This window comes from Bradyrhizobium sp. 153 (assembly GCF_023073835.1).
Classification (GTDB): domain Bacteria; phylum Pseudomonadota; class Alphaproteobacteria; order Rhizobiales; family Xanthobacteraceae; genus Bradyrhizobium.
Genome location: NZ_JADPKH010000154.1, coordinates 88,649 through 111,494, shown reverse-complemented (window position 1 = coordinate 111,494; position 22,846 = coordinate 88,649). Strand labels below are relative to the sequence as shown.

Sequence of the window (22,846 nt, the reverse complement as noted above, 5' to 3'; positions counted from 1 at the left end):
GCCCGATGATGTCTCGTTTAGTCCGCGCGTGCCTGATCGCCGGCGTCGTGATGGCCGCGGCACCTGCTTTGGCCCAGACCAAATGGAATTTGCCGGCCGCCTATCCTGCCGACAATCCGCACTCCGAAAATCTGATCGCCTTCGCCAAGGACGTCGAGGCCGCCACGTCCGGCAAGCTCCAGATCACCGTTCATCCGGGGGCCTCGCTGTTCAAGGCGCCCGACATCAAGCGCGCGGTGGTGACCGGGCAGGCGCAGATGGGTGAGGTGCTGCTGTCGATCCACGAGAACGAGGACCCGCTCTTCGGTGTCGACGTCGTGCCGTTCCTCGCGACCAGCTTCCCCGACGCGATGAAGCTGTATCAGGCCTCCAAGTCCGCGATCGCCAAGAAGCTCGATGCGCAGGGCCTCAAGCTGCTGTTCGCCGTGCCGTGGGCGCCGCAGGGCGTCTACGTCAACAAGCCGCTCGCGACGATCGAAGACATGAAGGGCCTGAAGTGGCGCGCCTATAATGTCGGCACCGCGCGCATCGGCGAGTTGGTCGGCGCACAATCGGTCACGATCCAGGCTGCCGAACTGCCGCAGGCACTTGCGACCGGCGTGGTGAACTCCTTCATGTCGTCGGGCGGCACGGGTTACGATGCGAAGGCCTGGGAGTCGCTCAAATACTTCTACGACGTGCAGGCCTGGATTCCGAAGGACTACACCTTCGTGAACAAGGCCGCGTTCGAGGCGCTCGACAAGCCGACGCAGGAGGCGATCCTCAAGGCGGCTGCGACGGCGGAAACCCGCGGCTGGAAGGCCTGGCAAGACAAGAGCACCTGGTACATCGAACAGCTCAAGGCCAAAGGCATGACGGTGGAGCCGCCGAGCCCCGCCCTCAAGGCCGGCTTCCAGAAGATCGGCGAGCAGCTCACCGCCGACTGGCTCAAGAAGGCCGGACCCGATGGCCAGGCGCTGATCGACGCCTACAAGAAGATGTGAGGACAAAGCAAAATCCTGCCCCACCAAACAGGCGTGGGAGCAGGATTTACTCGCAGGCTGCGCGAGGTGACCTCAGGCCGAGATCGCCTTGGCCGAGCCGACCTCGTTGCGCAGCAGGAATTTCTGGATCTTGCCGGTCGAAGTCTTTGGAATCGGCCCGAATACGACAGCTTTCGGCGTCTTGAACCCAGACATGTGGCTGCGGCAGAAGGCGATGATGTCAGCCTCGCTCGCGCTGGCGCCGTCCTTCAGCTCGACGAAGGCGCAGGGCACCTCGCCCCATTTCGGATCGGGCTTGGCGACCACGGCGGCGAACAGCACGGCCGGGTGCTTGTAGAGGATGTCCTCGACCTCGACGGATGAGATGTTCTCGCCGCCGGAGATGATAATATCCTTGGACCGGTCCTTGATGATGACGTAGCCGTGCTCGTCGAGCACGCCGAGGTCGCCGGTGTGAAACCAGCCGCCCTCGAAGGCTTCCTTGGTCGCCTTCTCGTTCTTGAGGTAGCCCTTCATCACGATGTTGCCGCGGAACATGACCTCGCCGATGGTCTCGCCGTCGCGCGGCACCTCTTGCATCGTCTGCGGATTGATGACGGTGACGGCTTCCTGAAGCGGGTAGGGCACGCCTTGCCGGCGCTTCATGCGCGCGCGTTCGGCGGGCGGAAGCTCGTCCCAGCCGGGCTGCTCGGCGCAGACGGAGGCGGGGCCGTAGACCTCGGTCAGCCCGTAGACATGCGTCAGCTTGATGCCGATGCTTTCGGCGCCTTCGAGCACGGCGACGGGCGGCGCCGCACCTGCGATCAGGCCGACGACGCGGCGCGCGACCTCGCCCTTTGGCGCGTCGGGCGCATTGATCAGCGTGTTGTAGACGATCGGCGCGCCGCACATGTGGGTGACGCCGTGCTGCCTGATCAGCTCGAAGATTTTGGTCGGCTCGACCTTGCGCAGGCAGACATTGATGCCGGCTGAGGCTGCGATGGTCCAGGGGAAGCACCAACCGTTGCAATGGAACATCGGCAGCGTCCAGAGATACACCGGGTGCTGACCGAGATTGCCGGCGAGGATGTTGCTGACGGCATTCAGATACGCGCCGCGATGATGGGTGACCACGCCCTTGGGATTTCCCGTGGTGCCCGAGGTGTAGCTCAGCGCGATCGCATCCCATTCGTCGGTCGGCAGGACGGCCTCGAAGTTCGGGTCGCCTTGCGCGACGGCGTCCTCGTACTCGATCTCGCCGATGCGCTTGCCGCCCTTGAAGGCGGCATCGTCGACGTCGATCACGAATGGCCTTGGCCCGGTCATGTGTGCGAGTGCGTCACTGATGACACCGGAGAATTCCGGGTCAACCAGGATGATCTTGGCCCCGCCATGGTCAAGCTGAAACGCGATGGAAGGCGCATCGAGGCGGATGTTGAGCGCGTTGAGCACGGCGCCCGTCATGGGGACGGCAAAGTGCGCCTCGTTCATCGCCGGAACGTTCGGCAGCATCGCAGCAACGGTGTCACCGACGCCGATGCCCTTGCCTGTCAGGTAAGAGGCAAAGCGTCGGCAGCGCTCGTGCGTCTGCGCCCAGGTGAAGCTGCGGCCCTCATAGACGCTGCTGACGTGATCGGGATAGACGGCGGCGCTTCGCGCGAGGAAGCTCAACGGGCTGAGGGGCACATAATTGGCGGGGGTCTTGTCGAGGCCGATATTGTACTGGTTCTGCCGCTCACTCATCGACACCTCCTGAAAGCGCCTTAAAGGAATCCGATCGAGATCCAGGGGAAGATCGCGACGATGATCAATCCCACGAGCAGCGCCAGCAGATAGCCCCAGATCGGCCTGATGCCTTCGGCCGGGTCGACGCGTCCAATGGCGCAGGCGGCATAATAGCCGACGCCGAAGGGTGGGGCGAATAGCCCGATACCCATGGCGAGAATGATCACCATCGCATAGTGCACCTCGTGCACGCCGACGGCGCGGGCGATCGGGAACAGCAGCGGCCCGAACAGCACGATTGCCGGAATGCCCTCCAGCACGCTGCCGAGAATGGTGAAGGCCAGAATCGAGACGGCGATGAAGGTCGCCGCCCCGCCGGGCAATCCCGTCATGGCCGCCGCCAGCGAGCGCGAGAAGCCGGATTGGGTCAGGCCCCACGCCATGCCGGTTGCGGTGCCGATGATCAGCAGGATTGCGCCCGACAGCGCTGCGGTCTCGACCAGCATGGGAAACAACCGCCGCCAGTCGAAGCGGCGGTACACCAGAACGCCGACAAGGGCGCCGTAGACGATGCCGATGGTGGAGACCTCGGTGGCGGTCGCGATGCCCTCGACCACGGCGTAGCGGATCACGAAGGGCAGCGCGAGTGCGGGCAGGGCGATGATGAAAGTCCTGCCGACCTCGGATGCCTTGGCGCGGCGGACGTGGCTCATGTCCTCGTGGCGGTAGCGCCACCACACCAGCATGCAGAGCGTGATCGCCAGCACCACGCCGGGCAATAGACCGCCGGTGAAGAGGGCGGCGATCGACACGCCCGTGACCGAGCCGATGGTGATCAGCACGAGGCTGGGCGGAATGGTCTCGGTCTGGGCCCCCGTCGCCGCAAGGAGCGCGACGAGGTCGCCGGGCCTGGCGCCGCGCTGCTTCATCTCCGGGAACAGCACCGGCGCGACCGCCGCCATATCGGCGGCCTTGGCGCCGGAGATGCCGGAGACCAGGTACATCGCGCCGACCAGCACATAATGCAGGCCGCCGCGGACATGCCCGAGCAGGCTCGCCAGGAACGCCACCATGGCCCGCGCCATGCCGGTCATCTCGATCAGCAGCCCCAGGAACACGAACAGCGGCACCGAGAGCAGGATGAGGTGGCTCATGCCCTCATCCATCCGGCCGACCAGCACCATCACCGGCGTGCGCGTGGTCAGCGCCAGATAGCCGAAGATCGCGAGCCCGAAGCCGAACGCAATGGGAACGCCGGCAAAGACGCAGAAGCCGGCAACGCCGACGAAGAAGATGACCAGGTTGAGATTGCCGAGGGGGCGCAGCGATGGCTCCGCCAGCCAGAATGCGCCGATCAGGACCGCAACCGACAATACGGCGGCTGCAACCATCCGGTAATCGGCGGCGCGCAGCAGCCGCAGCAAGGCGAACGCCGCCATCAAGCCGATGCCGGCCGGCAGCGCCGCAGCACGCCACATATTCGAGATCTGGAGCGCCGGTGTGGTGATGTAGCTCTCTTCATAAGCATAGTCGCAGGACGGCCAGACGATCAGCACCAGGAACGCCAGCGCGGCCGATGTCGCGATCAGATCGAGATAGGCCCGCAACGCGGGCCGGGCACTGGCGACGACCGCGGTCATGCGCATGTGCTCGGAGCGGCGGAATGCGACTGCCGCGCCCAGCATGGCGAGCCACAGGAACAGGATCGAGGCGAGCTCGTCTGACCAGATCAGCGGCCGATGCAGTCCGTAGCGCGCAACCACGCCGGCAAACAGGATCGCGATCTCGGCGACGACCAGGATCGCCGCCGGGATCTCCACAAGAAGGCCAAGTGCGCGCTCCAGCGAAGCCAGCAACGAAGGTCGGCGAGGGGACTGAACAGTCGCCTCGCCCGCCACTTCGGTCACCTCGACTTCGACATGAGGCATGACGAGGCCTAACGCGTTACGACAGCTTGCCCACCGCCTTTTCCAGGAGGTCCCAGGCTTGATCGCCGTATTTGCCCTTCCATTCGGCATAGAAGCCGGCGGACCGCAGCTTGTCGCGGAACGGGGCCACGGCCGGCTGGTTGAAGGTCAGGCCCTTGCCCGCCAGCTCCTGCTGGAGATTGGCGTTGAGCTTGGCGGTATCCTCACGCTCCTTGACGGCAGCGGCGTTGATGTTCTTGGCGACGACGGTGCGTACGTCCTGCGGCAGCTTTTCCCAGGCACGGCGGTTGGCCAGGAACCAGAAGCCGTCCCACATGTGGTTGGTCAGCGAGCAGTACTTCTGCACCTCGTACAGCTTTGCGGTCGAGATGATCGCCAGCGGGTTCTCCTGGCCCTCGACGATCTTGGTCTGGAGCGCCGAATAGACCTCGGCGAAATTGATCGAGGCGGGCGCTGCATCGAATGCCTTGAACATCGAAGTCCATAGCGGCGACACCGGCACGCGGATCTTGAATCCCTTGAGATCGTCCGGACCGGTGATCGGCTTGGTCGACGATGTGGTCTGGCGGAAGCCGTTGTCCCAGATCTTGTCCATGACCTCGAGCCCGGCCTTCTTGATCTCGCCGCGGACGAGGGCGCCGAGATCGCCGTCCATGGCCTTCCAGACCGTGTCGTAGTCCGGGAACGCGAAGCCGATGCCGTTGATGGACGCCGCCGGCACCAGGGTCGAGAGGATCAGCCCTGACAGCGTGAAGAACTCGACGCCGCCGGAGCGGATCTGGCTCAGCATGTCGGTGTCGGACCCGAGCTGGTTGTTTGGAAAGATCTGGAGGTCGAACTTGCCGTTGGTCTCGGCCTTGATCGCCGCGGCCATCTCCTTGGCGCGCACGTTCAGCGGATGGCTGTCCGGCAGGTTGTTGGCGTATTTGTAGGTGAACTCGGCGCTCTGGGCGCGGGCCACATGGGGCGCACTGAGGCCGCCCAGGACCGCGGTCGCGGCGGAGGCCTTGAGAAGCGTGCGTCGGGAAAAGCTCATGGGTCTGCTTCCTCGGAGTTTGTTGTTGTTGTGAGATGCAAACCTATACGGACGCCGGGTCAGAAGGTCATCTGCGATCTCGTGAAGGCTCGCTTATTGCAGTCGGACAACGTCGCGGCAATATCGGCTTTCGGAGAGATGGCCGCACAAAAAATGCGAAAACAACCCCATGCACAGTAGCCGCCAAAGAGCCGGTGCGGCGGCCGGCGCAAACCCGAAAATGGCCCCGGAGCGAAGGTGTAGTGGCAGGAATTTCATCTAAATGACTGATCTAATTGTACATAAAGATATTCCATAATATACCTTATGCGAATCGTGGATATGGGCGTGCGCGGGTTGGGGCGCCTGACCTCCGAGCTATTCGGACCCTACTTCCGGCCCTAACATCAGGAGCCAACTGACCACCCGGCTATTAAGTCGGATGGTCATGATCAGGAATTCGCAGGCAGATCAAACCGCCGCGACCATGGGAGGTTCGTCATGCAGGAGACCGTTGCCGTTGCCGGCGCCGCCACCTCGGGCGCCATTCCGTTCGATGCCGCCAAGCTCGACCGTCTCATGGAGGCCGCCGGCCTCGACGTCCTGATCGCGACCTCCAAGCACAATGTGCAGTATCTGCTGGGCGCCGAGCGCGCGATCTTCTTCGGCTACATGGACGCGCTCGGCGTCAGCCGCTATTTGCCGGTCCTGGTCTATCCCAAGGGCGCACCTGAGAAAGCGGTCTATGTCGGCCACCGGCTGGAGACCCATCAGCGCGCGGTCGCGCCGCCCTGGGTGCCGCAGGTCCGGACCGAATCCAATGGTTCGGTGGACGCCATTGCGCAGGCTGCGGGCCTGATTCGGCAGGCCGGCGTGCCATTGAACCGGATCGGTATCGAGATGCCGTTCATGCCGATGGACGCCGGGAAGGCGCTGGCCGACACCCTGCCCGGTGCCGAGCTCAAGGATGCGGTGCTGGTGCTGGAGCGGCTGCGGGCAGTCAAGTCGGCGGAGGAATTGGCGAAGCTGAAGACGGCGTCCGAGCTCGTCGTCGCATCCATGCTGGCGGTGATCGCCGGGCACGGTCGGGGCACGACCAAGCGGCAATTGTCGGAGGCGTTGCGCCTCGCCGAAGCCAACCGCGGCCTGACCTTCGAGTATTGCCTGCTGGCCTGCGGCAGCAGCCACAACCGGGCGCCGTCGGCGCAGCACTGGGAACAAGGCGAGGTGCTGTCGCTGGACTCCGGCGGCAATTATCACGGCTATATCGGCGACGTCGCCCGCATGGCCGTGTTGGGCGCGCCGGATGCGGAGCTGAAGGATTGTCTGGCCGAAATCGAGGCGGTCCAGCGCGCCGCCTTCGCGGCCGTCCGGCCGGGCGCCTTGGGCGGCGACATCTACGTCGCGGCCGAACGCCAGCTCGCCCAGATCACCCAGCGCGACTGCACCGATTTCCTCGCCCACGGCATGGGGCTCGTCAGCCACGAAGCCCCTCGCCTGACCGCCAGAGGTCCGATTCCCTACGACGACACCGACGCCCGTCAACCGCTCGAAGCCGGCATGGTGGTCTCGATCGAGACCACAATGAAGCATCCGAGGCGCGGCTTCATCAAGCTCGAGGATACAGTTGCGGTGACGTCGACGGGCTACGAAATTTTCGGCGAAGGTGGCCGCGGGTGGAATCTTGGCGGCAGCGCCTTAGCGTAGCGGCAGTTGATCGAGCTGGCTCTGCGCCCTTCTTGACGCCCGCCGCGAACCAGCTCTGGCTCGGCGCTTCCTTGGCGATGCATTTCGCGCAGGTCGAGATAATGCCGCTCGGCGCGGCCGCATAGCCGGGCGATGCCACGCCCTACTCTGCTGGCGTGAGCTGCTGCCCGCCGAGGCGCATCGCCGCGGTCTGGCGCGAGCGGACGCGGGCACGGCGCTTGCGCCACCAGATCACGACGCCGGTGACCGAGAGTGCCGCCACGACGAGGCCCATGATCGAGATCAGGATGCGGCCGAACAGCCCGACGATGCGGCCCGAATGCAGCGGGAATTGCGCCTGCACGAAGATGTCGGCGGCGGTGCCGACCCAGGGCAGCCGCTCGCCAATGGGGCGGCCATCCTCGCTGTCGTAATAGAGCTGGGCCGGGCCGACGCCGCCGGCGCCGTGATCATCGCCAGGATGGAAAAAAGCGGCGGCATAGACGCCATGGGCCGGGCCGTAGCTGATCGCGCCGACCGGGGTGGTCCACCCTCGCCCCTTGCCGTCGGCCGCCCCGCGCGCCGCAATCTCGGCAAAGGTGACCTTGGGCTCGATGGGATCGTCGAGATCGCGATAAGGCCGCTGCTCATAGGGCGTCGGCGTGTAGTTCGAGACCATCTTCATCAGCGGCGAGAACACCTCGAAATAGAGGTTCAGCGAGAATGCCGTGAAGGCGATGACGAACAGCACGCCCCAGGTCCACAGGCTGAAGGCACGGTGGATGTCGAAATTGATCCGGTAGGCGCTGCCCGAAGTCTTGATGGTCCAGGCCGGCGCCCAGCGCGCCCAGAAACCGCGCTCGAGCTGGCGCGTGACTTCCGGCGCCCGCGCCGCCTTGGCGCGCCTGCGCGAGGGCAGCGTCAGATAGAAGCCGACGAAGCAATCGATGGTCCAGATGATGGCGATCACGCCGAGCACGCGCATGCCCCAGCGGTCGCTGCCCCAGAATTCCGGGATGTGCATGGTGTAGTGCAGCTTGTAAAGGAAGGAGACGAAATTCTCCCGCGTCACCGGCCATACCGCGCCCCAATAGCGCCGGCCGAGCTCCGCGCCGGTGTTGGGATCGAGGAAGACCTGATTGTAGTCGAGCGGGTAACGCTTGCCGGTTGCGGGATCGATCCGCGGCATGACGAAGAACCACAGCGAGTGGCCCTCCTCCGGCGTCATGAAGAGATAGACGACGCGCGCGCGGGGATCGCGCTGCTCGATCATCTTGGCGAGCTCGATCGAGGGAATCGCCGGACCCTTGCTGCTGACGTCGAACAAGTGACTGTTCAGGACATCGTCGATCTCGTGATCCCAGGAGATGATCGCCCCGGTGATGCCGGAGAAGAACAGGAAGCCGGCGGTGAGCAGTCCCGCCCAGCGATGCAACCTGCCGAATATCGCTCTCATCGTCTCCCACTCTCATCCATCAGGTCCGGCTCCCCATTCCCGGACCTCGGTGCGAACTCACCAGCGGTAGGTCAACTTGCCGATCGCTTTGCGCCCCTCGGCATACATGCAGCCCGACAGGCTGTAACACGCAGCGACATAGCGCGTGTCGGCAAGGTTGGTCACGTTGAGCGACAGCCGCCAATTGTCACGGGTGTAGGCGAGCAGCGCGTCGAGCACGGTCGAGGATCCCACCTTGAACGTGTTGGCATCGTCACCCCAGGTCGCGCCGACATAGCGGATGCCGCCGCCGAACTGCAGGCCTGCGAGCGGCCCGTTTTGAAGCGTGTAATCGCTCCACAGCGAGGCGCGGTTGAGCGGCACGGTGACGGGGGCCTTGCCGACATTCACCGGATCCTGCGTGACCATGGCGTCGACATAGGCATAGGCCGCGCGCAGGTTCCAGCCGTCCGCGAGCGACATCGTGCCTTCGAGTTCGATGCCGCGCGATTTCACCTGACCTGTCTGTTCGGCAAAGACGATCCCAGGCGCGTAGGTGACGACGTTGTCGCGCGTCAGGTCGAAAGCGGCGAAGGTGAACAGCGCATTCCATCCGATCGGCTGGTACTTGACTCCCACTTCGTACTGGACGCCCGTCTCGGGATTGAGCATCTGCCCGGCCGGTCCTGTCGCGAGCACCGGCAGAAACGACTCGGAATAGCTGAAATAAGGGGCGATGCCGTTGTCGAAATTGTACATGACGGCGGCGCGGCCGGTGAAGGCCGAAGCATCCTTCGAGACCGACGTGTTGCTGATACCGCTGTCGAGCTGCGTCGTCACGAAATCCTGGCGGCCGCCGAGCTGAAACGACAGCCGACCGAGCTTGATCTGATCCTGCGCGTAGAGGCCGACCTGCGACTGCTTGACGCCGGTGTTGTCGTACATGCCGCCGAGGGTCCAATCGTAGCTGTAGACCGGGTTGAAGACGTTGACCTCCGGCGACGACGTCGTGACGGCAAAGGCTGTGTCGCGAAATGCGGTGTTGCGATAGTCGATCCCGACCAGCGTGGTATGGCTGAGGATGCCGGTGGTGAACTTGCCCTCGAGCTGGTTGTCCACCGCGAAGGAATTGATGTAGGAGTTGCTGTAGCTGCCGAAACGCCCCAGCTGCCCCGCCGCCTCGTCGGTGTATCCCGTGCCGTAGAAGGTCTTTTCCTCGTTGTGCTGATAGGCGTAGCGCAGGTTCTGGCGGAACGTGATGTTGTCGGTGAAATTGTGCGAGAGCTGGTAGCCGGCGGTCGCAATCTCGGTGTTGAACGCGTTGAAGCTCGGCACTCCCGCGAAGAACGAGACCGGGATGGTGCGGCCGTTGTTCGGCCACACCGTGCCCGAAGCCGGCAGGAACTGAAGGCCCCACCCTGCCCGATCCCTCTGATAGTTGGCGAGGAGCGTGATCGTCGTGTCCTCGTTCGGCTTGAAGGTGACGGCGGGCGCGATGAAGACGCGGTTGTCCTTGGTGTAGTCGACTTGGGTCTCGCCGTCGCGCACCACGCCGGTGAGGCGCCACAGCACGGTGCCTTCCTTGTTGGCAGCGCCGCCCATGTCGAACTGGCCCTGATAGCGATTGAAGCTGCCACCCGAGATCGAGGCCTCGCCGAACTGCCGCGCGGTCGGCAGCTTGGTCACATAGTTGAGGATGCCTCCCGTGCCGCTGCCGCCATACATCGCCGAGGACGGCCCCTTGAGGACCTCGATGCGCTCGGCCCCATAGGGATCGAGCCCGTTGAAATGCACATAGTTGCTGGATGGAATCCGCAAGCCGTCGACGTAGAGGCCTGACATGGTCGTGTCGAAGCCGCGGATCTGGAGGGCGCCGAAGCGCGTGTCCGATCCGCCATTGACGTCGCCGCTGATGCCCGCGCTGTAGCGCAGCGCCTCGCCGATCGAGACCGCACCCTGATTCCTGACCTGATCGGTGGTGACGACGGACACTGATTGTGGGGTTTCGATCAGCGGCGTATCCGTCTTGGTGGCGGTGCCGCTCCGCGTGGCAACGAAACCGCGCACCGGGCCATTGGCGCGTTCGCCGGTACCGCCATTCGATGCCGATGCCGACTGGGTTGGCGCAGCCTGTTGCGCCGGAGCGCGACGATTGGCACGTGCGGTGCGTGTTGCCGACGACCGCCGGGACGAGGCAACCGCGGCCGGACGGCCGCGCTGCGCCGGCGCGTCGACGGTGACAGCGGGAATCTGAGTCTGCGCCTGCACGGAACTGAAGGGCACGGCGAAAGAGAATGTGCTGACCGCTCCGAGGAAAAGCACCTGAATCTGTCGAAGACGCGTATCGGAACGCGAAGGAAGTCGGAAGTCGGTCACGTCGCTCAAGGCCCCACGCACTGCCGGCTTTGCCGGTATCGTTTTTGATGCCCCGGCCTAACTCAGGCTGTTTCGGAGTGCGATAGGAACAGCGTTAGAATCTCTCCAGACGTGTGCGCAGCAAGTGCGGCGAATGCGCTCAGTCGCGATTCGGAATTTGGAATGTTTCCAGGCAGACAAGAAACGGCCTGTCGGGAATATCTCGAAACGGCGTCAGCGATGCCGCAGGCGCCGGTTGACGCGGCGCGCCAGATAGTCGCCCGCGCTCTGAACGAGCTGTACCAGCGCAATCAGCACGACGACGACGGCGAGCATCATCTCCGGCATGAAGCGCTGATAGCCGTAGCGAATGCCGAGATCACCTAAACCCCCGCCCCCGACGGCACCGACCATGGCGGAATAGCCGAGCAGGCTGACCACCGCGAGTGTCAGCGCCAGCAGCAGCCCCGGCAGCGCCTCGGGGATCAGCACCTTGAGCACGATCTGGATTGGCGAGGCGCCGAACGAGGACGCCGTCTCGATCAGGCCACCATCGACCTCGCGGATGGCGGCTTCGACGAGGCGTGCGATGAACGGTGTCGAGGCAATCGTCAGCGGCACGATCGCCGCGGTCGAGCCGATCGAGGTGCCGGCGACGAGGCGCGTGAACGGGATGATGGCGACGACCAGGATGATGAAGGGCGTGGAACGCGTCGCGTTGACGATGATGCCGAGCACGCCGTTGATGGCAGGCGCTGCAAACAGCTCCCCCTTGCGGCTGGTCGCGAGAAAGACGCCGAGCGGCAGCCCGAAGACGGTGCCGAGCAGCGCCGCGGTGCCGACCATGAACAGGGTTTCGCCCGTGGCCTGGACGATCAGGTTGATGAGTTCAGGCGACATGGCCGAGACGCTCCGCCGGGAATTGATATCGAGAAAGCCAGGCGAGCGTCCGCATCACCGCGTCCTCTCCGCCAAAAATGCCAACGGGAATGCCGAGAACGAGTGAGCCGACGTGCTGACCGCTGATCTCGTCGATGCGCGCCGAGAGCAGTGCAACGTCGAGGTCGAGCTCACGGGCAAGCCGCGCCACCAGTGTATCGCCGGCGCCGGCGCCGCGGACCTGGACTCGGATCACAGCCTGCCCGCCTGCGACCGGCTCCGGAACAATGCGGCTCGCCAGCGACACAGGCAGACTGTCGCCGATCACCTCCGCCAGGAAGGATTGCGTGATCGGGTGCCTGGGATGGGTGAAGATGTCGGCGACGTGGCCGCTCTCGACCACATGGCCGGCGTCGAGCACCACCACTTCCTTGGCGAGCTGACGCACCACCGACATTTCGTGCGTGATCAGCACGATCGTCACGCCCAGCTCGCGATTGATGCTCGCGAGCAGGTCGAGGATCGCGCGCGTGGTCTGCGGATCGAGCGCGGAGGTCGCCTCGTCCGACAGCAGCACACTCGGCCGCGTCGCCAGCGCCCGCGCGATGCCGACGCGCTGCTTCTGGCCGCCGGAGAGCTCCGCGGGATAGCGATCGTGCTTGTCGGCGATCCCAACCAGCGCCAGCAGCTCGGCGACACGGGCCTTGGTGTCGGCCTTGCCCCAGCCGGCGATTTCGAGCGGCAGCGCGATATTATCGGCCGCGGTGCGCGACGACAGCAGGTTGAAGTGCTGGAAGATCATGCCGATCGAGCGCTGCGCCAGCCGCAGCTCGCGCCCTGCAAGCGCCGAGATGTCTCTGTTATCGACGATGACGCGGCCCGTGGTCGGCTTCTCCAGCCCATTGATCAGCCGGACCAGGCTCGATTTGCCGGCGCCGGAGCGGCCGATCACGCCGGTGATGGAGCCGCGCGGAATCGCGAAGTCGATGTCTTGCAGCGCCCTAACCCCGGGCTTGCCGCGATAGGCCGGATAGGTTTTTGAGATGCCTGCGAACCGGACCATCGCGTCCGGCTCGGTCATGGCGGGTGAAATCGCTTCAGACGTCTGGATCGGCTGTCCGATCGCAAGCGATTGGTGGGCGTTCATGGCGGCGGCCTTCATGCACAATGGTCGCTTGCCCGCAAACCGGGTCGCATCGCGCGACGGAGATGGAACTGCGATGAGGGCTCAGAAAGCGCGCTGCATCGCAGCACGCACCATCGCCCTTTCAGACCCTTCTTGCAATCTCAGATATCGGCGGCAGTTGGTCAAAGTTTTCCCGATCGCTCTTTGGCGAAGAAAAATCATCTGCCGGGCTGTCGTCTGATCCGAGCACGGCGAATCCGGACCTGCGGCCCTGGCATCGACCTCACTTTGCATCCTACCGTGGCGCCAGCACGCATCCTCGACAGGCGGGGACCTTTGCGCCTATCTTTCGTCCCATGAGCCATGATCACGACCACCATCACCACGATCACGATCATTCCGAACTATCGGAAACCGAGCTGCGCGTGCGCGCTCTCGAGACGATCCTGACCGAAAAAGGTTACGTGGAGCCGGCCGCGCTCGATGCCATCATCGAGGCCTACGAGACCAAGATCGGCCCGCATAATGGCGCACGCGTCGTCGCCAAGGCCTGGACCGATCCGGCGTTCAAACAGGCGCTGCTGGAGGACGGCTCAAAAGCCATCGGCACGCTCGGGCATGTCAGCCGCGTCGGTGACCATCTCGTCGTGGTCGAGAACACGCCGCAGCGTCACAACATGGTCGTGTGCACGCTATGCTCCTGCTATCCCTGGGAAATGCTGGGATTGCCGCCGGTCTGGTACAAGGCCGCGCCCTACCGCTCCCGTGCGGTGAAGGACCCGCGCGGCGTGCTCGCCGATTTCGGCGTCACGTTGCCGAAGAAGATCGAAATCCGTGTCTGGGATTCTACTGCCGAGACGCGCTTCCTGGTGCTGCCGATGCGCCCCGAAGGCACGGAAGGCTGGAGCGAAGAGCAGCTCGCCGAGCTCGTCACCCGCGACTCCATGATCGGCACCGGCTTTCCCAAGACGCCGGGAGCGCCGTCGTGAACGGCGTGCACGACATGGGCGGCATGGACGGGTTCGGTAAGGTCGAGCCCGAGCCGAACGAGCCGATGTTCCACGCCGATTGGGAATCGCGTGTCCTCGCGATGGTGCGGGCGATGGGCGCGGCCGGTGCCTTCAACATCGACACCTCGCGGTACTATCGCGAGACGCTGCCGCCGGACGTCTATCTGTCGAGCTCCTACTACAAGAAGTGGTTTCTCGGGCTCGAGGAGATGCTAATCGAGAAGGGCTATCTCACCAGGGAGGAGGTCGCTGCCGGCCACGCGATGCAGCCCGCAAAGCCGCTCAAGCACGGCAAGTTCGATCTCGCCAATGTCGAGCGCGTGATAGTGCGCGGCAAGTTCGCCCGCCCTGCCCCGGCCCCGGCGAAATTTGCGATCGGCGATCGCGTGCGCGCCAAGAACATTCATCCGGCGACGCATACACGGCTGCCGCGCTATGTGCGCGGCCATGTCGGCGTCGTCGAGCTCAACCATGGCTGCCACGTGTTTCCTGACACGGCGGCGATGGAGCGCGGCGAAAATCCGCAATGGCTCTACACGGTCGTGTTCGAGGGCCGCGATCTCTGGGGGGCGGACGGCGATCCGAACTCGAAGGTCTCGATCGACGCGTTCGAGCCCTATCTGGATCCGGCGTGATGAGCCGTACGCTTGCGGCCGCCGCGACGGCGGCCATTCCGAGCATTCCCCGTGACGACGACGGCCCGGTGTTCCGCGCGCCCTGGGAGGCGCATGCGTTTGCGATGGCGCTCACCCTGCACGAACGCGGCGTGTTCACCTGGCCGGAATGGGCCGCCGCACTGGCCGACGAGATCAAGCGCGCACAGGCCGCTGGCGATCCCGATACGGGCGAGACCTATTACCTGCACTGGCTCGCCACGCTGGAAGGCCTCGTCGCACGCAAGGGCGTCGCCTCGACGGAGACGCTTCACCGCTACCGCAACGCCTGGGACCACGCCGCCGATCGCACGCCGCATGGCAAGCCGATCGAGCTGCGGCCGGAGGATTTTAAGGGGTAGTGCTTCGTGCGTGGCGCGGGCAGTGCATCCCCAAACACAGCTGTCATCAACCGCGAAGGCGGTGATGACAGTATTCCAGAGACGCTTGTGGGAACGGAGAAGCCGCGGCGTACTGGATTGCCCGCCTTCGCGGGGAATGACAGTGGTGCGGGAGCCGCTATTTGCGCCCCGCCGCAAACTCCCGCCACCCCTTCGCACGCAGGCTGCAGGCCGGGCACTCGCCGCAGCCGTAGCCCCACTCATGCTGCGCGCCGCGTTCACCGAGATAGCAGGTGTGGGACTGCTCGCGGATGAGATCGACGAGGCCGTCGCCGCCGAGATCGTGGGCCAGCTTCCATGTCGCGGCCTTGTCGATCCACATCAGCGGCGTATGCAGCTCGAAGGCTCTCGCCATGCCGAGCGAGAGCGCGGCCTGCATGGCGCGGATGGTCTCGTCGCGGCAATCGGGATAGCCGGAATAATCGGTCTCGCACATGCCGCCGACGATGTGGCTGATACCGCGCCGGTAGGCCAGCGCCGCGGCGAAGGTCAAGAACACCAGATTGCGCCCGGGTACGAAGGTGTTGGGCAGCCCGTCGGCGCCCATCGCGATCGCGACGTCCCGCGTCAACGCCGTCTCGGACACGGCCGCCAGCGTCGGGATCGACAGCGTGTGGCTGTCGCCGAGCCTTGTGGCCCAATCCGCGCGCAGGCCCTTGATGCCCTCGAGCAGGCGGTCGCGGCAGGCGAGCTCGATGGCATGGCGCTGGCCATAGTCGAACCCCAGAGTCTCCACGCGGGCGAAACGGCTGAGTGCCCAGGCGAGGCAGGTGGTGGAATCCTGGCCACCGGAAAACAGCACCAAGGCGGTCTGTGATGAAAATGCGTTACTCATGGTCCGCGCTTTAGCACCGCGCAGACCGCCCGCCAATCGGTGGAAATCAGCCTGTTCCGCCGCGCTCCGCTGGGAACGGGCGCCCGCTTTTGGCATAAGGTTTGGAGCCAGGAGACTGCCCCGCAATGACCCCTTCCCGCGACATCTCCCGCCTGATCGAGATCATGGCGGCGCTGCGCACGCCGGTGACCGGCTGCCCCTGGGACCTCGAGCAGGATTTCGCGACCATCGCGCCCTACACGATCGAGGAAGCCTATGAGGTGGTCGATGCCATCACACGGGGCGACCTCGACGATCTGCGCGAGGAGCTCGGCGACCTCCTATTGCAGGTCGTGTTCCACGCCCAGATGGCTGAGGAGCAGAACGCGTTCGCGTTTGGCGACGTCGTCGAAGCCATCACCCGCAAGATGATCCGCCGCCATCCTCATGTCTTCGCCGACAAGGACGGAAATCTCGCCTCCTCTCACGTCAAGGAAGTCTGGGACCGCATCAAGGCCGAGGAGAAAGCCGAGCGCGCCGCGCGCCGGCCGCCGGAGGACGCGCCGGCGCGCAAATCACTGCTGTCGGGCGTGAAGGCCGGCCAGCCCGCACTGACGCGCGCCATGGAGCTTCAGCGCACGGCCTCCACCGTCGGCTTCGACTGGAACGATCCGCGCGCGGTCTTGCAAAAGATCCGCGAGGAAGCCGACGAGATCGAGGCCGCGCTCGACCGCAACGACAAGCAGGAATTAGCGGAGGAGACGGGCGACCTGATGTTCGCCCTCGTCAACCTCGCCCGCCATGTCGATGCCGATCCGGAAAGCGCCTTGCGGGCGACGAATGCAAAATTCGAGCGGCGCTTCGCCTATATCGAACGCGCGCTGGAGGCGCAGGGGCGCACGCTGGAGCAGGCCTCGCTCGCGGAAATGGATGCGCTATGGAACGAGGCGAAGGTCGACGAAAAGCCGGCGTCGGAGGGACGCAAAGAAGTTCGCCGTTAACCAAAATGTCGTCCTGGACAAGCGCGCCTCAAGCGCGCGCAGATCCGGGACGACAGCGTCTACGCTGAGAGATGCGGCACCGCATCGAACCTAGACACCACGATATCCCGCTTGGTCTCGTCGACCCGCACGGTCATGTCGAAGCGGCCGTCGTGCAGCTTCTTGGACAGCACCTCGGAATTGCGATGCAGCCAGGAGATGCCGGCGCCGTCGGCGGCGTCGATGGAGAGATCCAGCGTGGTGCGTTTGGCCGCGAGCCGTTGCTCGATCGCGGCGAGCAGTGCTTCCACCCCTTCGCCCGACACGGCGGAGACCAGCATCGCCGGATGGTCCTCCGGCCTGCGTGCGGCGATGTTCAAAAGCTCTTCGCGCTGTTCGGCATCGTAACGATCGATCTTGTTCCAGACTTCGATGATGCGGCCGGAATCATCAGGGTTGATGCCGAGCTGGCGCAGCACCGCGTCGACGTCGCTCTGCTGCGCTTCGGCATCCTCATGCGAGATGTCGCGGACATGCAGGATGACGTCCGCCTCCAACACCTCCTCCAGCGTGGCGCGGAAGGCGGCGACGAGCTGTGTCGGCAGATTGGAAATGAAGCCGACCGTGTCGGACAGCATCGCCTTGCCGCCGTGCGGCAGGTTCAGCGCCCGCAGGGTCGGGTCGAGCGTCGCGAACAGCATGTCGGCGGCCTGCACGTCGGCGCGCGTCAGGCGATTGAACAGCGTCGATTTGCCGGCATTGGTGTAGCCGACCAGCGCGACGACGCGATACGGGACGCGCTGGCGCCCGGCCCGGTGCAGGCGGCGCGTCGCCTGCACCTTCTTCAGTTCGCCCTCCAGCTTGGAGATGCGCTCCTGGATCAGGCGGCGGTCGGCTTCGATCTGCGTCTCGCCGGGACCGCCCATGAATCCGAAACCGCCGCGCTGGCGTTCGAGATGGGTCCATGAGCGCACCAGGCGCGAGCGCTGATAGTTGAGATGGGCGAGTTCGACCTGGAGCGAGCCTTCCCTGGTCTTGGCGCGGCGGCCGAAGATTTCCAGAATAAGCCCGGTGCGGTCGAGCACCTTGGCGTGCAGCTCCTTCTCGAGATTGCGCTGCTGGATCGGCGCCAGCGCGCAATCCATTACCACGAGCTCGACATCGAGGCTTTTGATCAGCCCCGCGATCTCCTCGACCTTGCCCTTGCCGATATAGGTCGCCGGCCTGATCTGGCTGATCGGCGCGATAATGGCGTCGGCAATGACGAGATCGATCGCGCGCGCGAGGCCCGCGGCTTCATCGAGCCGGGCCTCGGCGTTACGCAGGACTTGATTAGACAAGCCATGGTTTTCCGATTGCACGTCGGCACTGCCCGCGCGCACACGCAAGTAGGGGCCGATGACAAGCACCCGCCCCGTCTGCTTAGCCCCTGCCGGCCGCGGACGGTCGGCATCCCCGTCGAAATTTCGGGGTTCCAATCAGATCACTCTCAAGCCGGCTGATCCTCGCCGCCTTCGAACAACTGGATCGGCGCACCCGGCATGATGGTCGATATCGCATGCTTGTAGACAAGCTGCGAGTGACCGTCGCGCCGAAGCAGCAGACAGAAATTGTCGAACCAGGTCACGATGCCCTGGAGCTTCACTCCGTTGACCAGAAAGATCGTCAGTGGCGTCTTGGTTTTGCGAACGTGATTAAGGAAGGTGTCCTGCAGGTTTTGTGCGCGGTCTGCCGCCATTGTTTTTATCTCGCTTTGAGTTTCTTTTTATTGCGCCGGTTGCGGCCCTCTTTTGAAATTCGGAGCCTCTTCCGGTTGCCGTGCCTCATGAGATCCCCCTCGGAAGGAACAGCTGTGCAATTAGAGGACAGGTGGGCCTATTAGGCAAGCCGCTTCACGCGGCAGCCCCAGCCGTATTGCCCCGAAAAACTACGGAAATCGATGAGTTTCCTCGCTTATCTTTGATCTCTGACCGCCACCTGGCCGCGCTAGCCGACACCAAGCGCCTTCAGCTTCCGGTGCAGCGCTGAACGTTCCATGCCAACAAACTCGGCCGTGCGAGAAATATTTCCCGAGAAACGGCTGATCTGTGCAATCAAATAGTCGCGCTCGAATACTTCGCGCGCCTCGCGCAGCGGCAGCCCCATGATGTGCTCGCCATTGTTGCTGGTCGGCATCGCCGGCACCATGGAGCCGACGTCCTGCGGCAACATGTCGGCCGTGATGATGACTTCGGGCCCGCCCGCAGCCAGAATCATGACTCTCTCAACATTGTTGCGGAGCTGGCGCACATTGCCCGGCCAGACGTGCGATTGCAGCACCGCCATCGCATCCTGCCCGATCTGACGCTTCGGCAGGCCGCTGCCGGCCGAGATCTGCTCCATGAAGTAATCGATCAATTCCGGAATGTCCTCGCGCCGCTCCGACAGCGCGGGCACCCGGATCGGCACCACCGAGAGCCGATGATAGAGGTCCTCGCGGAAATGACCGGCCGCGATCTCCTCTTCGAGATTGCGCGCGGTGGAGGAGATGATGCGGACGTCGACCTGCACCTTGGCGGTGCCGCCGACGCGCTGGAACGACTGCTCGACCAGCACGCGCAGAATCTTGTTCTGGGTCTCGCGCGGCATGTCGGCAATTTCGTCAATGAACAGCGTGCCGCCATGGGCTTCCTCGAGCGCACCGGCCTTGCGCGGCTGTTCGCCGTTGGACTGCTCGACGCCGAACAGCTCATGCTCCATCCGCTCGGGCGTGATAGCGGCTGCATTGATGACGACGAAGGGTCCGTCGGCGCGGCCCGAGGCCATGTGCAACGTGCGCGCCGTCAGCTCCTTGCCGGCGCCGGCGGGGCCGACGATCAGGATACGGCTGTTGGCCTTGGCCGCGCGCTCGATGGTCTGGCGCAGCTGGTTCATGCTCGGCGAGCGGCCGACGAGCTGGCTGGCGCTCGGCGCGAGCTGCTTCAGCTCCTTGACCTCGCGCTTGAGGCGCGAGTTCTCCAGCGCTCGGGTCGCGACCAGGATCAGCCGGTCGGCCTTGAACGGCTTCTCGATGAAGTCATAGGCGCCGCGCTTGATCGCTGCGACCGCGGTCTCGATGTTGCCGTGGCCGGAGATCATCACGACCGGCAGATCGGCGTTGTCCTTCTTGACCTGCTCCAGGAGCTGCAAGCCGTCGAGCTTGGAGCCCTGGAGCCAGATGTCGAGGAACACCAGATGCGGTCTGCGGTTGGCGATCTCGGCCAGGGCCGTATCGCTGTCGCGCGCAGTCCTTGTGACGAACCCCTCGTCTTCGAGTATGCCGGCAACGAGGTCCCGAATATCGGCCTCATCATCGACAATCAGAATTTCACTTGCCATGGGTCGCGCCTGCCTTGTCAGCTACCTGTTGAGGCTTCGATTTTCGTTGAATCATTGGTCTTTTCAGTCGGCTTTTTGGTTCCGGCGGCCGGCTCTTTCGTTTCCGGGTCCTTGATGGATTCCGTAACGGCTTGCTTGTTGTCCGGCTTGGTTGCTTCCTTGGCCGCGGCCGCCGGCTCGGCCGTCTCGGACTTCGCGGGTTGTCCGGAGATCGCAAAGCGCAACCGCATCCAGGCGCCGCGCTGGCCTTCGCGGAAGTCGGAAGCGTCCTTCAGCTCGATGCGTCCGCCGTGGTCTTCCAGCACGCGGCCGACGATCGCCAGCCCCAGGCCGGTGCCCTTGGCGCGCGTCGTGACGTAGGGCTCGAGCAACCGCGAGCGCGCGACCTTGGGCAGGCCGATGCCGTTGTCGATGACGTCGATCAGCACGTCCTCGCCCTCGCGCGACACCACGACGTCGATGCGGCCCTTTCCGTTTTCCTTGCCGAGCTCCTCCGGCGGGACCTGCTCGATCGCCTCGGTTGCGTTCTTGACGATGTTGGTGACCGCCTGGGAGATCAGTCGCCGGTCGAACTGGGCGCGCAGCGGATCCTCCTTGAACTCGGCCTCGATGTCGATCTCGGGATGGGCGACCTTCATCAGGAATACCGCCTGCCGCACGGTGTCGGCGACGTCCTCGCCTTCCATCACCGGCTTCGGCATCCGCGCGAAGCGGGAGAACTCGTCGACCATGCGCCTGATGTCGTCGACCTGGCGCACGATGGTGTCGGTGCACTGGTCGAAGACCTGCTTGTCCTTGTCCTCTGTGATGGTCTTGCCGAACTTGCGGCGGATGCGCTCGGCCGAGAGCTGGATCGGCGTCAGCGGGTTCTTGATCTCGTGGGCGATGCGGCGCGCCACGTCGCCCCAGGCCGAGGTGCGCTGCGCCGACACGAGCTCGGTGATGTCGTCGAGCGTGATGATGTAGCTGTCGCGCGGCTGGCTGGTCTTCTCGGCGCTGACGCGGACCGAGAGATTGCGCTCGGTGCCGTCGCGGGTGATCGTGATCTGGCCCTGCACCAGGCGCTGGGTCCCTTCCCGTGCCGTCTTCATCATTTCGTCGAGCTCGGGCAGCACGTCGGAGAGCGGGTGGCCGAGCGTCTCCGCTTCGGAGTGCCCGATCAGCTTCTCGGCGGAACGGTTGAGGATGCCGACGCTGCCGGAGGTGTCGACGCCGATGATGCCGGCGCTTGCCGATGACAGCACGGCCTCGATGAAGCGGCGGCGGCTGTCGATGAGGTCGCTGGCGTTGACGAGCTCGTCGCGCTGGCTGCGCAATTCCTGCGTCATCTTGTTGAAGGTCTCACCGAGCTGGGCAAGATCGCCTTCCGACTGGTGCACGGGCACCTGGACATGCAGATCGCCGGTCGAGACCGTGTGGGCTGCATTCATCAGCCGTCGGATTGGCGAGACCAGCGAGTTGGCGAAGTTGAGGCCGATCAGCACCGAGGCCATCAGGATGGTCAGCGCGATCACCGCAAACATCAGCGCAAACGCGACCTGGATACCGAGCCGTCGCGACTCGATCTGAGCGTATTCGGCGACGCTGACCTCGGTCTGCTTGAGCTGGTTGACGACGTTCGGATCGAGTGGCCGGGCGACGTAGAGGAACGTGTCGCTGAAGGCTCGCAGGCGGATCACCGCGGCGACGAAGCTCGCGTCCGGCAGCACCGCGATCTCAGGCTCGGACTCGTTGACGTTGCTGAGAAAGTCGGGCGCCGGCGGCGAATAGGCGAGCCGCATGCCGGTGTCGGCGGATTCCAGAATGTTGGTGTTCTTGTCGATGATCATCGCGCCCGGCAAATTGCGGGAGCCGGCGCTGGCGGTCAGCATCTCGCGGAACGAGCGGCGGTCCTGGTCGTAGAGCGGCCGGGCGTGCGCGATGTCGTTTGCCATGCCGAGAATGTCGCCGCGGATCAGCTGCGCATGGTCCTGCATGTAGGCCCGCGCGATCGTCAGCGAATTCTGGATCACCTCCTTGGTCGGCCCCGAGAATAGCCGGTCGAGGCCGCGCTCGATGGTGACGTTGGCGACCACGGCGACCAGCACCGCCGGCAGCACCGCCACGATCGAGAACAGGCTGACGATCTGGACATGGAGGCGCGCTGCCGCCCTGCCCCGCCGTCGCGCCAGGATCAGTTGCCAGAGTTCCCGGACGATGATCCCGACCAGGAGCAGGATCGTGGCCGCATTGATCAGATAGAACGAGCGGACCACCTCCGGCGTCGGCTCGATCTTGGTGAGGCCGGTCAGAACCAGGAACGTCAGGAGGGCCGACAGCAGCGCCAGGGCCACGGCGAAGGGTGCCAGCCAGCGCCGCAGCGACCAGCGCTTGGGCTCTTCGGCTGGGGCCGTGTCAAAGGATGCGGCCGAGGTATCTGCGCTGGTCATTCCGGCAATGGGTTGCTGAAAAACGGGTCCGCGGGCGCGCGGATACTGATGTATTCGTACCACATTGTTGCCGAATTGCGACAATTCCGCG

At 64.6% G+C, this 22,846-nt stretch carries 18 protein-coding genes; 6 read left to right on the top strand and 12 right to left on the bottom strand.

Features of this window, described 5'->3' with window-relative positions; translation table 11 throughout:
• Nucleotides 1-5 precede the first annotated feature (5 nt).
• Nucleotides 6-983 (top strand): TRAP transporter substrate-binding protein, encoded by a 978-nt coding sequence (locus IVA91_RS35420; protein ID WP_247281100.1) that lies wholly within the window; start codon nucleotides 6-8, stop codon nucleotides 981-983.
• Nucleotides 984-1,055: 72 nt separating this feature from the next.
• On the opposite strand, the gene IVA91_RS35415 is transcribed toward IVA91_RS35420, so the two are convergent.
• From IVA91_RS35415 to IVA91_RS35405, 3 genes are read right to left on the bottom strand one after another with little or no spacing between them, the layout of a single operon-like run.
• The gene (locus tag IVA91_RS35415) at nucleotides 1,056-2,705 is read right to left on the bottom strand and encodes an acyl-CoA synthetase (RefSeq protein WP_247281099.1); all 1,650 of its coding nucleotides are present in this window, start codon (nucleotides 2,703-2,705) and stop codon (nucleotides 1,056-1,058) included.
• A gap of 20 nt (nucleotides 2,706-2,725) precedes the next feature.
• The gene (locus tag IVA91_RS35410) at nucleotides 2,726-4,615 is read right to left on the bottom strand and encodes a TRAP transporter large permease subunit (RefSeq protein ID WP_247281098.1); all 1,890 of its coding nucleotides are present in this window, start codon (nucleotides 4,613-4,615) and stop codon (nucleotides 2,726-2,728) included.
• Nucleotides 4,616-4,631: 16 nt separating this feature from the next.
• Nucleotides 4,632-5,651, bottom strand: coding sequence for a TRAP transporter substrate-binding protein (locus tag IVA91_RS35405; protein ID WP_247419514.1), 1,020 nt, complete (start codon nucleotides 5,649-5,651; stop codon nucleotides 4,632-4,634).
• Nucleotides 5,652-6,131: 480 nt separating this feature from the next.
• Between IVA91_RS35405 and IVA91_RS35400 the strand changes: the two genes are divergently transcribed.
• Nucleotides 6,132-7,337, top strand: a complete 1,206-nt coding sequence (locus IVA91_RS35400) for a Xaa-Pro peptidase family protein (protein ID WP_247419516.1) — start codon at nucleotides 6,132-6,134, stop codon at nucleotides 7,335-7,337.
• A gap of 142 nt (nucleotides 7,338-7,479) precedes the next feature.
• Here the strand turns inward: IVA91_RS35400 and fsrB are convergent, their stop codons facing one another.
• From fsrB to IVA91_RS35380, 4 genes are all read right to left on the bottom strand, one after another.
• On the bottom strand, nucleotides 7,480-8,772 hold the full coding sequence (gene fsrB, locus IVA91_RS35395) for a siderophore utilization protein FsrB (RefSeq protein ID WP_247460705.1): 1,293 nt from the start codon (nucleotides 8,770-8,772) through the stop codon (nucleotides 7,480-7,482).
• Nucleotides 8,773-8,829: 57 nt separating this feature from the next.
• On the bottom strand, nucleotides 8,830-10,818 hold the full coding sequence (locus IVA91_RS35390) for a TonB-dependent siderophore receptor (protein WP_247460722.1): 1,989 nt from the start codon (nucleotides 10,816-10,818) through the stop codon (nucleotides 8,830-8,832).
• A gap of 522 nt (nucleotides 10,819-11,340) precedes the next feature.
• Entirely contained in the window at nucleotides 11,341-12,006 is a 666-nt protein-coding gene (locus IVA91_RS35385; protein ID WP_247419522.1) for a methionine ABC transporter permease, read from the bottom strand.
• A complete protein-coding gene (locus tag IVA91_RS35380; protein ID WP_247419524.1) occupies nucleotides 11,996-13,147 on the bottom strand; it encodes a methionine ABC transporter ATP-binding protein in 1,152 nt (383 codons plus the stop codon). Before IVA91_RS35380 ends, IVA91_RS35385 begins: the two co-directional genes overlap by 11 nt.
• A gap of 320 nt (nucleotides 13,148-13,467) precedes the next feature.
• Between IVA91_RS35380 and nthA the strand changes: the two genes are divergently transcribed.
• From nthA to IVA91_RS35365, 3 genes are read left to right on the top strand one after another with little or no spacing between them, the layout of a single operon-like run.
• Nucleotides 13,468-14,100: a nitrile hydratase subunit alpha gene (gene nthA, locus IVA91_RS35375; RefSeq protein ID WP_247281093.1), complete on the top strand. Its 633-nt coding sequence runs from the start codon at nucleotides 13,468-13,470 to the stop codon at nucleotides 14,098-14,100.
• Nucleotides 14,097-14,756 carry a nitrile hydratase subunit beta gene (gene nthB / locus IVA91_RS35370; RefSeq protein WP_247419526.1) on the top strand — a complete coding sequence of 220 codons (660 nt, stop codon included), beginning with the start codon at nucleotides 14,097-14,099 and terminating at the stop codon, nucleotides 14,754-14,756. The genes nthA and nthB overlap by 4 nt, the downstream gene beginning before the upstream one ends.
• The gene (locus tag IVA91_RS35365; RefSeq protein ID WP_247419527.1) at nucleotides 14,756-15,136 is read left to right on the top strand and encodes a nitrile hydratase accessory protein; all 381 of its coding nucleotides are present in this window, start codon (nucleotides 14,756-14,758) and stop codon (nucleotides 15,134-15,136) included. The genes nthB and IVA91_RS35365 overlap by 1 nt, the downstream gene beginning before the upstream one ends.
• 157 nt (nucleotides 15,137-15,293) lie before the next feature.
• Here IVA91_RS35365 and queC read toward each other — a convergent pair whose 3' ends face one another.
• Nucleotides 15,294-16,010 (bottom strand): 7-cyano-7-deazaguanine synthase QueC, encoded by a 717-nt coding sequence (gene queC / locus IVA91_RS35360; RefSeq protein WP_247460703.1) that lies wholly within the window; start codon nucleotides 16,008-16,010, stop codon nucleotides 15,294-15,296.
• A gap of 125 nt (nucleotides 16,011-16,135) precedes the next feature.
• Between queC and mazG the strand changes: the two genes are divergently transcribed.
• Nucleotides 16,136-16,990: a nucleoside triphosphate pyrophosphohydrolase gene (mazG, locus tag IVA91_RS35355; protein ID WP_247281089.1), complete on the top strand. Its 855-nt coding sequence runs from the start codon at nucleotides 16,136-16,138 to the stop codon at nucleotides 16,988-16,990.
• A gap of 59 nt (nucleotides 16,991-17,049) precedes the next feature.
• On the opposite strand, the gene hflX is transcribed toward mazG, so the two are convergent.
• From hflX to IVA91_RS35335, 4 genes are all read right to left on the bottom strand, one after another.
• A complete protein-coding gene (hflX, locus tag IVA91_RS35350; RefSeq protein WP_247281088.1) occupies nucleotides 17,050-18,447 on the bottom strand; it encodes a GTPase HflX in 1,398 nt (465 codons plus the stop codon).
• Nucleotides 18,448-18,458: 11 nt separating this feature from the next.
• On the bottom strand, nucleotides 18,459-18,707 hold the full coding sequence (hfq, locus tag IVA91_RS35345; protein ID WP_007591126.1) for an RNA chaperone Hfq: 249 nt from the start codon (nucleotides 18,705-18,707) through the stop codon (nucleotides 18,459-18,461).
• A gap of 248 nt (nucleotides 18,708-18,955) precedes the next feature.
• Nucleotides 18,956-20,326: a sigma-54 dependent transcriptional regulator gene (locus IVA91_RS35340; RefSeq protein WP_247281087.1), complete on the bottom strand. Its 1,371-nt coding sequence runs from the start codon at nucleotides 20,324-20,326 to the stop codon at nucleotides 18,956-18,958.
• A gap of 17 nt (nucleotides 20,327-20,343) precedes the next feature.
• On the bottom strand, nucleotides 20,344-22,755 hold the full coding sequence (locus IVA91_RS35335) for a PAS domain-containing sensor histidine kinase (protein WP_247419529.1): 2,412 nt from the start codon (nucleotides 22,753-22,755) through the stop codon (nucleotides 20,344-20,346).
• Nucleotides 22,756-22,846 lie beyond the last annotated feature (91 nt).

Bases quoted from the DNA above. Each gene is read 5' to 3' on its own strand.
- IVA91_RS35420 (WP_247281100.1), top strand. From the start codon at position 6: ATGATGTCTCGTTTAGTCCGCGCGTGCCTGATCGCCGGCGTCGTGATG.
- IVA91_RS35415 (WP_247281099.1), bottom strand. From the start codon at position 2,705: ATGAGTGAGCGGCAGAACCAGTACAATATCGGCCTCGACAAGACCCCC.
- IVA91_RS35410 (WP_247281098.1), bottom strand. From the start codon at position 4,615: ATGCCTCATGTCGAAGTCGAGGTGACCGAAGTGGCGGGCGAGGCGACT.
- IVA91_RS35405 (WP_247419514.1), bottom strand. From the start codon at position 5,651: ATGAGCTTTTCCCGACGCACGCTTCTCAAGGCCTCCGCCGCGACCGCG.
- IVA91_RS35400 (WP_247419516.1), top strand. From the start codon at position 6,132: ATGCAGGAGACCGTTGCCGTTGCCGGCGCCGCCACCTCGGGCGCCATT.
- fsrB (WP_247460705.1), bottom strand. From the start codon at position 8,772: ATGAGAGCGATATTCGGCAGGTTGCATCGCTGGGCGGGACTGCTCACC.
- IVA91_RS35385 (WP_247419522.1), bottom strand. From the start codon at position 12,006: ATGTCGCCTGAACTCATCAACCTGATCGTCCAGGCCACGGGCGAAACC.
- IVA91_RS35380 (WP_247419524.1), bottom strand. From the start codon at position 13,147: ATGAAGGCCGCCGCCATGAACGCCCACCAATCGCTTGCGATCGGACAG.
- nthA (WP_247281093.1), top strand. From the start codon at position 13,468: ATGAGCCATGATCACGACCACCATCACCACGATCACGATCATTCCGAA.
- IVA91_RS35365 (WP_247419527.1), top strand. From the start codon at position 14,756: ATGAGCCGTACGCTTGCGGCCGCCGCGACGGCGGCCATTCCGAGCATT.
- queC (WP_247460703.1), bottom strand. From the start codon at position 16,010: ATGAGTAACGCATTTTCATCACAGACCGCCTTGGTGCTGTTTTCCGGT.
- mazG (WP_247281089.1), top strand. From the start codon at position 16,136: ATGACCCCTTCCCGCGACATCTCCCGCCTGATCGAGATCATGGCGGCG.
- hfq (WP_007591126.1), bottom strand. From the start codon at position 18,707: ATGGCGGCAGACCGCGCACAAAACCTGCAGGACACCTTCCTTAATCAC.
- IVA91_RS35340 (WP_247281087.1), bottom strand. From the start codon at position 20,326: ATGGCAAGTGAAATTCTGATTGTCGATGATGAGGCCGATATTCGGGAC.
- IVA91_RS35335 (WP_247419529.1), bottom strand. From the start codon at position 22,755: ATGACCAGCGCAGATACCTCGGCCGCATCCTTTGACACGGCCCCAGCC.